Consider the following 1,202-nt stretch of genomic DNA (forward strand, 5'->3'; position numbering starts at 1 on the left):
ATTTGTTCACGATATGTTCATAATCTGCAGGAGCCCATGAATAATGAACAAGGTCTTTGATATTGGCAAGTTCGACCTCGATGTCACGCTGCGCGATGCGGCGCTTGATCCCAATTGCCGTCCGACCAAGCGTATGCTCGCCAATGCCTCGATCGGCGTGGAGCCGTTCGATGCCTATTACTCGGCGCGCGAGCTTTATGAGACCTTGCAGGGCGTCTTTCAGGGCCTGCCCAATGCCAAGGCCCGGCTGACACAGATCCTGTCCTGCCACTGCGATGACTATCAGCGCTGCCTCTACTATGCGCTGGCAGGGCGCGGGGTTGTCCAGATGCTCGACGATCTCGAATGGCTCTTCGAGCTCCTCGGGCCGCGGTGCCAGATGTCAGGGCACATTCTGCGATCGGGCCAGCACCCTGCGCCGATGGTCAACCCTTACGTCTCGTCAGAGCCTGATGGCCCTGTTCCTGCCCGCAATGCCGACTTTACCGAAGGCCCATCGTGGTATCTTGATCCCGGCCTCGGAGGGATGGTCGAGGAATAGACATTCCCGTCACATCGCTATGCTTAGGCATGCACGCCTGCGTTCACGGCATCAATATAAGTCAGCACGTCCTGCACGCGGTCGCAGCGCACAAGCTCCATCGCAGTCTCGCCGGAAAAACCGGAAAGCGGCTCAAAACGATACCAGGCATAGGCCATGATCATAGAACCGAAACGCGGTTCCACCTTGCTGAGCACCTCTAACATCGAGCCGATGCGGCGCTGAATGTCATCTGATTCCATGCGGCGGGTAGCATCTTTGTCGAGACCGAGCGTGCGTGCGAGTTCATCGCCGGTTGTGCCCAGCTGCGCTATCACTTTGCGCGGATCACGCGCGCTATCTTTCGCATCGCGATGGGATTTCATGAAGGAGCCTCAGTTCAATAGTGAAACCGGCATTGGGCAATCTCTAACTGTTGCTCGTTTCCTTTGCCAGTGACGCGATAGACCAGACGGTCTTCTTTGGTGATGCGCCGCGACCACCAGCCTGCCAGGGAGCCTTTGAGAGGCTCAGGCTTTCCGGTTCCTTTGAAAGGCGTTCGCTGGCATTCTTTGATAAGATCGTTGAGCCGGGTGAGAACCTTGTCATCGGCTTGCTGCCAGTGAAGATAATCCTCCCAGGCATTGTCAGCAAAGACCAGCTTCAAGGCTCGATCAGCCCA

The 1,202-nt window shown here is 56.8% G+C and carries 3 protein-coding genes; 1 reads left to right on the forward strand and 2 read right to left on the reverse strand.

Annotation, left to right across the window (positions count from 1 at the left end; translation table 11 throughout):
* The first annotated feature begins 43 nt into the window (after positions 1–43).
* Positions 44–541 (forward strand): hypothetical protein, encoded by a 498-nt coding sequence (locus tag C0456_RS20665; RefSeq protein ID WP_291056629.1) that lies wholly within the window; start codon positions 44–46, stop codon positions 539–541.
* A gap of 23 nt (positions 542–564) precedes the next feature.
* On the opposite strand, the gene C0456_RS20670 is transcribed toward C0456_RS20665, so the two are convergent.
* Positions 565–906, reverse strand: a complete 342-nt coding sequence (locus C0456_RS20670) for a hypothetical protein (protein WP_291056631.1) — start codon at positions 904–906, stop codon at positions 565–567.
* A 14-nt stretch (positions 907–920) separates the two neighbouring features.
* Positions 921–1,187, reverse strand: a complete 267-nt coding sequence (locus C0456_RS20675) for a Txe/YoeB family addiction module toxin (protein WP_081095537.1) — start codon at positions 1,185–1,187, stop codon at positions 921–923.
* Positions 1,188–1,202: the final 15 nt, after the last annotated feature.

This window comes from Hyphomonas sp. (genome assembly GCF_013823385.1).
Lineage (GTDB): Bacteria > Pseudomonadota > Alphaproteobacteria > Caulobacterales > Hyphomonadaceae > Hyphomonas.

Bases quoted from the DNA above. Each gene is read 5' to 3' on its own strand.
- C0456_RS20670 (WP_291056631.1), bottom strand. From the start codon at position 906: ATGAAATCCCATCGCGATGCGAAAGATAGCGCGCGTGATCCGCGCAAA.
- C0456_RS20665 (WP_291056629.1), top strand. From the start codon at position 44: ATGAACAAGGTCTTTGATATTGGCAAGTTCGACCTCGATGTCACGCTG.